This window comes from Pseudomonas sp. Arb-4-2C, from assembly GCF_055755015.1.
This window is the reverse complement of record NZ_CM146899.1, coordinates 1,688,328-1,696,001: the sequence shown is the minus strand read 5'-3', so window position 1 is coordinate 1,696,001 and position 7,674 is coordinate 1,688,328. Positions and strand designations below refer to the sequence as shown.

General features: G+C 62.8%; 7 protein-coding genes. 4 read left to right on the top strand and 3 right to left on the bottom strand.

The features are described 5' to 3' along the window. Positions 1–151: 151 nt before the first annotated feature. Together AC0J41_RS07810 and AC0J41_RS07805 are read right to left on the bottom strand one after the other, a co-directional pair. Positions 152–889: a thioesterase II family protein gene (locus tag AC0J41_RS07810; protein WP_473015067.1), complete on the bottom strand. Its 738-nt coding sequence runs from the start codon at positions 887–889 to the stop codon at positions 152–154. Positions 890–967: 78 nt separating this feature from the next. Further along, positions 968–2,140, bottom strand: a complete 1,173-nt coding sequence (locus AC0J41_RS07805) for an MFS transporter (RefSeq protein WP_473015065.1) — start codon at positions 2,138–2,140, stop codon at positions 968–970. A gap of 251 nt (positions 2,141–2,391) precedes the next feature. Here AC0J41_RS07805 and AC0J41_RS07800 point away from each other — a divergent pair, with 251 nt between their 5' ends. The 3 genes from AC0J41_RS07800 (at position 2,392) to AC0J41_RS07790 (ending at position 5,793) form a co-directional block, all read left to right on the top strand. After that, on the top strand, positions 2,392–3,192 hold the full coding sequence (locus AC0J41_RS07800) for a glucose 1-dehydrogenase (protein ID WP_473015063.1): 801 nt from the start codon (positions 2,392–2,394) through the stop codon (positions 3,190–3,192). Then, positions 3,185–5,011 (top strand): glycoside hydrolase family 15 protein, encoded by a 1,827-nt coding sequence (locus tag AC0J41_RS07795; protein WP_473015062.1) that lies wholly within the window; start codon positions 3,185–3,187, stop codon positions 5,009–5,011. The genes AC0J41_RS07800 and AC0J41_RS07795 overlap by 8 nt, the downstream gene beginning before the upstream one ends. 392 nt (positions 5,012–5,403) lie before the next feature. Further along, the gene (locus AC0J41_RS07790; RefSeq protein WP_473015061.1) at positions 5,404–5,793 is read left to right on the top strand and encodes a hypothetical protein; all 390 of its coding nucleotides are present in this window, start codon (positions 5,404–5,406) and stop codon (positions 5,791–5,793) included. Here AC0J41_RS07790 and AC0J41_RS07785 read toward each other — a convergent pair. After that, the gene (locus AC0J41_RS07785) at positions 5,769–6,761 is read right to left on the bottom strand and encodes a GlxA family transcriptional regulator (protein ID WP_473015059.1); all 993 of its coding nucleotides are present in this window, start codon (positions 6,759–6,761) and stop codon (positions 5,769–5,771) included. The genes AC0J41_RS07790 and AC0J41_RS07785 overlap by 25 nt on opposite strands. Positions 6,762–6,850: 89 nt before the next feature. Between AC0J41_RS07785 and inhA the strand changes: the two genes are divergently transcribed. After that, positions 6,851–7,537: an isonitrile hydratase gene (inhA, locus tag AC0J41_RS07780; RefSeq protein WP_473015058.1), complete on the top strand. Its 687-nt coding sequence runs from the start codon at positions 6,851–6,853 to the stop codon at positions 7,535–7,537. The last annotated feature ends 137 nt before the right edge of the window (positions 7,538–7,674 follow it).

Sequence of the window (7,674 nt, the reverse complement as noted above, 5' to 3'; positions counted from 1 at the left end):
CTATCAGGCGGGGGAGAAAATGAAGCGTGCGAACTTGCACAAACCCTTGTGGGAGCGGGCTTGTTCGCGAAGAGGAAGTGTCAGTCGACGGAGATAGTGACTGACCCTGCGCTTTCGCGAGCAAGCCCGCCCCCACAGGTTTGGCGGGGAGTCAGGCGGTTGCGGCCATCTGACTGTGCCGGCGATGGTGCACATCCAGCTGATCCTTGATCACCTTCAGCACCTTGGCTTCATGCTCATGAATGAAAAAGTGCCCGCCGGCGAGCATGTCCACGGAGAAGCTGCCAAGGGTTTCCTTGCTCCAGCCGATCAACTGTTCGGTGGTCGCGCGGTCGGTGGTGCCGCCCAGCACATGCACCGGGCATTTGAGCAGCGCACGCTGGACCGGGCGGAAGGTCCCGCATAACAGAAAATCGGCGCGCAGGATCGGCAGCGTCAGGCTCATCAGCTCGGCGCTGGCCAACACCTCTTCGCTGGTGCCGTTGAGGGTGCGCAATTGTTCAATCAGTTCTGCGTCGGTTTTCGGCTCGGCGAAACCCCGGTCATAGTCGCTGCGCATCGTTGGCGCCGCCGTGCCCGAGGCGAACAGCGCCACCGGCTCCGGCAGGCCCAGCGCGCGCAACGCATGCGCCAGCTCACAGGCCAGCAAGGCGCCCAGGCTGTGGCCAAAAATCGCGTACGGTGCACGCAAGGCCGGTTGCAACTCGGCGGCCAGTTGCCGGGCCAGGCCGCGCATGTCGGTTTGCAGCGGTTCGCTGAACCGCGCGCCGCGCCCCGGCAACTCCACCGGTTGCAGAGTCAGCCACTGTGGCAGTTTGCGCCGCCAGCGGCTGTAGACCATGGCACTGGCGCCCGAATAAGGAAGGCACAGCAAGGTCAGCTGAGTCACCCGGGTTACCTCGAAAAGTTGTCTGTATAGAAGAACGAAGACAACCTGGCGCAAATTAGCCCTGCGCCTCGGCATGACTCATTTCAGATGGCGGAAACTCTGCACCGCCGCGCCCAGCACCACCGCCCCGGCGACAATCGCCAGCCAGAACCCGCTGCGCGCATCAAAAGCATCTACCAGTGCGCCGGCGCCCGCCGCTCCCAGCGCCACACCGATACTCAGACCGGTCACCAGCCAGGTCAGCCCTTCGGTGAGCTTGGCCGGTGGCACGATACGTTCGACCAGCGCCATGGCGACAATCAGCGTCGGCGAAAAGAACAACCCCGCGACGAACACCGCCAGCGACAACCCGAAAATATTGCTCGCCAGCAACAGCGGCAGCGTGGTCACGGCGGTCGCGATGCCGCCATACAGAAACAGACGCGGCAACGGCAGTTTCGAGCGCATCGCACCGAAGGCGATACCGGCCAGGCAAGAGCCAATGGCGTACACCGACAGGACAATACTCGCCGCCGCCGGCTGCCCCTGTTGCTGGGCGAACGCGACGCTGACCACATCAATCACGCCGACAATGACGCCCATGGCGATCATTAACGCCAACAGCCATTGAATATCGGTCGAACCAATAATCGAACCTTGATGCTGCAACGCCTGCGGGTGTACCGCCGGTTCGGTACTGCGCTGGGCGACAAACGCCGTCACCCCGACCGCCAGCGCCAATAGCGCCGCCAACGGCCCGGCCTCGGGAAACGCCACCACGCACAACCCCACCGACAGCGGCGGGCCGACAATGAAACAGACTTCATCAAGCACCGACTCCAGCGCATAGGCGGTCTGCAATTGCGGCTGACCGCGATAGATTTCAGTCCAGCGCGCCCGCACCATCGCCGACATGCTCGGCATGCAGCCGGCCAGTGCGGCGAAGATGAACAGCGTCCAGGTCGGTGCCTGCAAGCGCGTGCACAGCAACAACATCAGCAGCGCCCCGCCACCGATCAACGCCGACAGCGGCAGCACCTTGCCCTGACCGAAGCGGTCGACCAGACGCGACACCTGCGGCGCGCAAAACGCCGTGGCCAGGGCAAACGTCGCCGCCACCGCACCCGCCAGCGCGTAGCCGCCCTTGAGTTGCGAGAGCATGGTGATCACGCCGATGCCGGTCATGGAAATCGGCATGCGCGCGATCATCCCGGCCAGTACAAAATTTCGCGCACCGGGGGCGGTGAACAGTTCGCGGTAGGGATTTGCCATGGGTTGCAGCCTCATCAAGGGCCGCCAACTTGCCATAGGGTCGGGTGGCGGGGAAGCGCGCAATTGTTGGTGGAATGTGAAGGCCACTTCGCGAGCAAGCCCGCTCCCACAGGGGCGATGCATGCCAGCCGTGGGAAGGAGCCTGCTGGCGAAGAGGCCGGCAAATTCACCACAGCACCTCGCCGTCGAATGAACTCTCAAGGCTTGCGACCAGTCAGCTAGATAGGCCCTCACTCAAGGCACGACTTCGCATGCAGATATCTCTCGCCCGACAAGTGGCCCTGATCACCGGCGCCAGCTCCGGCATCGGTCACGCCGCCGCCAAAGCACTGGCCGCAGCCGGCGCCGCAGTCGTCATCAATTACAACCGTCAGGCCGAACCGGCCGAAGCGCTGGCTCGACAGATCGTTGCCGACGGTGGTCAGGCCATCGCGATTGGCGCGGATGTGTCGAGGGAAGACGAGGTCGAACGGCTGTTCGCCCAGACCCTCGAAGCCTTTGGTTCGCTGGATATTCTGGTGGCCAATTCCGGCCTGCAAAAGGACGCCGCAGCGGTGGACATGACACTGGAAGACTGGAACACGGTGATCGGCGTCAACCTCACCGGCCAGTTCCTCTGCGCCCGCGCCGCGCTGCGGATTTTCAATCGGCAAGGGGTGCGCGAAGGCGTGTCCCGGGCGGCCGGCAAGATCATTCACATGAGCTCGGTGCATCAACGTATTCCGTGGGCCGGACACGTCAACTATGTCGCGTCCAAGGGCGGCGTCGATCAGTTGATGCAGACCCTGGCCCAGGAAGTCAGTCATCAGCGCATTCGCATCAACGGCATCGCGCCGGGAGCGATTCGCACAGCAATCAATAAAGAGGCCACCGAAGGCGCGGCAGGTGAAAAGCTGCTGGAGCTGATCCCCTATGGGCGTATCGGCGATGTCGAGGACGTGGCCAACGCGGTGGTGTTCCTTGCCTCCGACGCCGCCGACTACATCGTCGGCACCACCCTGTTCATCGACGGCGGCATGAGTCTTTATCCGGAGTTTCGCGGCAATGGCTGAGCATCATCTCGAACGACAAAGCCCGATCGACGCCCACGGCATCATCGGCGACATGCGCAGTGCGGCACTGGTCAACGACAAGGGCAGCGTGGATTTTTTCTGCTGGCCGGAGTTCGACAGCCCGTCGATTTTCTGTTCGCTGCTGGACACGCCTGACGCGGGGATATTCCAGCTCGCACCGGACCTGCCCGATGCCCGCCGCGAGCAGATCTACCTGCCGGACACCAATGTTCTGCAGACCCGCTGGCTCAGCGAATACGCCGTGGTGGAAATCACCGACCTGCTGCCGGTGGGCGACAGCGAGGATGACCTGCCGATGCTCATGCGTCGGGTGCGAGTGGTCAGCGGCGAAGCGACCTTTCACATGCGCTGCGCGGTGCGCCATGACTACGCACGCGCCAGTACCACTGCGCAGATGGACCAGCAGGCGGTGATTTTCAGCGCCCAAGGCCAGCCGTCGCTGCGTCTGGTGGCGGATCAGGCGCTGCACATCGATGACGCAGCAGCCGTCGCCTCGTTCAGCTTGAAGCAGAACCAAACCGCCGAATTCATTCTGGGTGGCGCCGATGACCCACGCTTTCGCAATGACACCGCCAAACTGTGTCTGGAGCGCACGCTGAAGTTCTGGCGCGACTGGATCGGCCAATCCAACTATCGCGGGCGCTGGCGGGAAATGGTCAATCGCTCGGCGCTGGCGCTGAAGCTGCTGACCTCACGCAAGCACGGCGCAATCCTCGCCGCCGCCACCTTCGGCTTGCCGGAAACCCCCGGCGGCGAACGCAATTGGGACTACCGCTATACCTGGATCCGCGACGCCTCGTTTACCGTCTATGCGTTCATGCGCCTGGGCTTTGTCGGTGAGGCCAACGCCTACATGACCTGGTTGCGCGGGCGGGTCAGCGATTGCCGTGGCCAGCCGATGAAGCTCAACATTCTGTATGCGGTGGACGGACGCCAGGAGTTGCCGGAAACCGAGCTTTCGCACTTGTGCGGCCACGGCGGCGCGCAACCGGTGCGCATCGGCAACGGCGCGTATGAGCAGATTCAGCTGGATATCTTCGGCGAGCTGATGGACGCGGTGTATCTGGTCAACAAATACGGCGACGCGATTTCCCACGAGGGCTGGAAACATGTGCGTGAAGTGGTCGATCAAGTGTGTGAGACCTGGCAGACCACCGACGTAGGCATTTGGGAAATGCGCGGTGAGCAGCATCACTTCCTGCATTCGCGACTGATGTGCTGGGTGGCGCTGGACCGGGCTATTCGCCTGGCCTCGAAACGCTCGCTGCCGGCACCGTTCGCCCAGTGGGACCAGACCCGACAGGCGATCTACGCCGACATCTGGGACAACTTCTGGAACGAGGAGCACGGGCATTTCGTCCAGTACAAGGGCGGCACCGCCCTCGACGGCTCGATGCTGTTGATGCCGCTGGTGCGTTTCGTCAGCGCCAAGGACCCGCGCTGGCTGTCGACCCTCCAAGCCATCGAAAAGCACCTGGTGCGCGACGGCATGGTTTACCGCTACCGCAACGATGACAGCAACATTGACGGCCTGGACGGCACCGAGGGCGCGTTTGCGGCGTGTTCGTTCTGGTACGTCGAGTGCCTGGCCCGCGCCGGTCAGGTTGAAAAGGCCCATCTGGAGTTCGAACAACTGCTGCGCTATGCCAACCCGCTGGGGCTGTACGCCGAAGAGTTCGACAGCCATGGCCGGCATCTGGGCAATACACCGCAGGCGCTGACGCATCTGGCGCTGATCAGTGCGGCAAGCTTTCTGGACCGGCGTTTGAGTGGGGAAAAGAGTGAGTGGCAGCCGTAATTTCGTCAGCGTGTGTAGGAAATCTGCCGCATCGCGGCTCTTTAACTGGCTAATCCCTACACAGAAATAAACAGAATCAGATCCCCTGTAGCGAGGGGATTTATCCCCGTCGTGCTGCCAAGCGGCCCCGCTTCTGGCCTTCCGATTTCTCCGGCAACACCGCGTTGCCGGGCTTTGCAACGGCTGCGCAGCCGTTCGGACATGAATCCCCTCGCCACAAATGGCGTGATCGGATGCCCGCATCTATTAAACAAATCCCACCCAATCCTTCCCCCCGCAACTTGCAATTACACCCTGAAATACCTTGTTGCCAGCGGTTACATCCCCCCCTACCATCCACCGCAACGGGCACAGCGGAGCTGTCCAATAAAACCCGAATTCAAGGAACCAGAATGACCCAGCACGTCCACCGTCCCATCGCCACGCCCCTGCGCACCGGTCTGACCCGCACCCAACTCTGGGAAGCCGCCGACAAAGGCCTGATCAAATGCTGGGAAATCGGCCGCCAGCGCGCCGCCCGCTTTCCCGACCTCGCACAACAATGCCTCGCAGGCGAACTGCCGGTGCTCGGCTGGAAAGGTGGTGTGAGCCGCAGCCTGAAGAAAAACGAGAAATACGGCTCGCTGAAGTATTTGGCGCAATGGCAAGGGTTGCGTGGCGAGGATCTGGATATTGATCTGGGTGAAGAACGCGCACTGACCTGTTCGCGGACGAAGATGCGGGTGACGTTTACCCCGGATCGGACGAAGTATTTCAATCAGGTGGCGGAAGCCGAGGCTTGATCTGCAACAGCACTGACCGAAAACCGCTCCCGATACGCCTGCGGCGTCACGCCAATCGCCCGCAGGAAACTGCGGCGCAATGTCTCCTCGCTGCCAAACCCGCAATTGGCGGCGATGCGTTTGACCGGCAGCCCGGTGTCACTGAGCAAGCGCCGCGCTGTCTCGACGCGGATCAGTTCGATGGCGCGGGCCGGGGTCTGGCCGGTGTCGGCGCGGTAGTGGCGCACGAAGCTGCGCTCGCTCATGCCGGCCTGTTCGGCCAAGGTCGGCACGCCGAGGTCGCAGGTGAGGTTTTCGGCGATCCAGGCGTGCAGCTCGTCAAAACGGTTGCCCTGATTTTGCAGCGCCAGGGTCACGCTGAACTGTGACTGCCCGCCGGGGCGTTTGAGGAACACCACCAGATGCCGGGCGACGTCGAGGGCGATGTCGCGACCGAGGTCCTGTTCGACCATCGCCAGCGCCAGATCGATGCCGGCGGTGACACCCGCCGAGGTCCAGACCGGGCCGTCGTTGATGAAGATCGGATTGGCTTCGACCTGCAGCTTCGGATGCTGCTGCGCCAGTTGCTCGCAGCGGGTCCAGTGGGTAACCACGCGGCGGCCGTCGAGCCAGCCGCTGGCCGCCAACAGAAAAGCGCCCGTACACACCGAGGCCACGCGTCGGCAGGTGGCGGCGTGTTCGCGCACCCAGTCCACCAGCGCCACATCTTCGGCCGCCGGGTAAATGCCCCAGCCGCCGGCAATGATCAAGGTATCGCTGGCCTCTTGCGGCAACGGCTCGGCCAGCACCGCCAACCCAGCCGATGACATCACTGCCCCGCCCTCGCGGGCAATCACCGACGGCGCATACGGCACGGGCAAACCGCGCTGACGGGCAATGTCGTTGGCCGAGGCGAACACCTGCAATGGCCCGGTGACGTCGAGGATTTGCATGTTGGCAAACGCGAGTACATGAATGGCTTTGGGCATTTTGGCGTAATTGGTGGGGTTATTGGCGTATACGCCAGAACCTACGCGCCTACAGTGAAGCCGTCCACCCCTTAATGGAGAAATACCCCATGACGTTGCAGATCGGTTTTCTGTTGTTTCCACAGGTGCAGCAACTGGACCTGACCGGCCCTTATGACGTGCTGGCCTCGCTGCCGGACGTAAAGATGCACCTGATCTGGAAGGATCTGGTGCCGGTCACCGCGAGCACCGGCCTGCTGCTGAAACCGACCATCAGCTTCGACGACTGTCCGGACCTGGATGTGATCTGCGTGCCCGGCGGCGCGGGAGTCGGCGCGTTGATGGAGGACGAGCGCACGCTGAGTTTCATCAAGCGCCAGGCGGCGCAGGCACAGTATGTGACCTCGGTATGCACCGGTTCGCTGGTGCTGGGCGCCGCGGGTCTGCTGCAAGGTAAACGCGCCACCACGCACTGGGCCTATCACGAACTGTTGCCGAAACTCGGCGCGATTGCAGTGCAGGATCGGGTGGTGCGCGACGGCAATCTGTTTACCGGTGGAGGGATTACGGCGGGGATCGACTTTGCATTGGTGCTGGCCGAAGAACTGGTGGGGACCGAGGCCGCACAGTTGATTCAACTGCAACTGGAATATGCACCGGCGCCGCCGTTCGAGTCGGGCAGCCCGCAGACAGCGCCGCGCGCTATCGTCGAGGAGGCCCGCCTGCGCGCAGCGCCATCGTTGAAACTGCGCACGGAAATCACCGAGCGCGCGGCGGCGAAACTCAACTTGCGCTGATGCCTCATTCACACACAGATCCCCTGTGGGAGCGGGCTTGCTCGCGAATGCGGTGTGACAGCCAGTGGATGTGTCAACTGACGCACCGCATTCGCGAGCAAGCCCGCTCCCACCATGAGTTTTGCGTCTGGTCACAG

Excerpts from the sequence above, each read along its gene's own strand:
- AC0J41_RS07805 (WP_473015065.1), bottom strand. The coding sequence starts at position 2,140 with ATGGCAAATCCCTACCGCGAACTGTTCACCGCCCCCGGTGCGCGAAAT.
- AC0J41_RS07800 (WP_473015063.1), top strand. The coding sequence starts at position 2,392 with ATGCAGATATCTCTCGCCCGACAAGTGGCCCTGATCACCGGCGCCAGC.
- AC0J41_RS07795 (WP_473015062.1), top strand. The coding sequence starts at position 3,185 with ATGGCTGAGCATCATCTCGAACGACAAAGCCCGATCGACGCCCACGGC.
- AC0J41_RS07790 (WP_473015061.1), top strand. The coding sequence starts at position 5,404 with ATGACCCAGCACGTCCACCGTCCCATCGCCACGCCCCTGCGCACCGGT.
- AC0J41_RS07785 (WP_473015059.1), bottom strand. The coding sequence starts at position 6,761 with ATGCCCAAAGCCATTCATGTACTCGCGTTTGCCAACATGCAAATCCTC.
- inhA (WP_473015058.1), top strand. The coding sequence starts at position 6,851 with ATGACGTTGCAGATCGGTTTTCTGTTGTTTCCACAGGTGCAGCAACTG.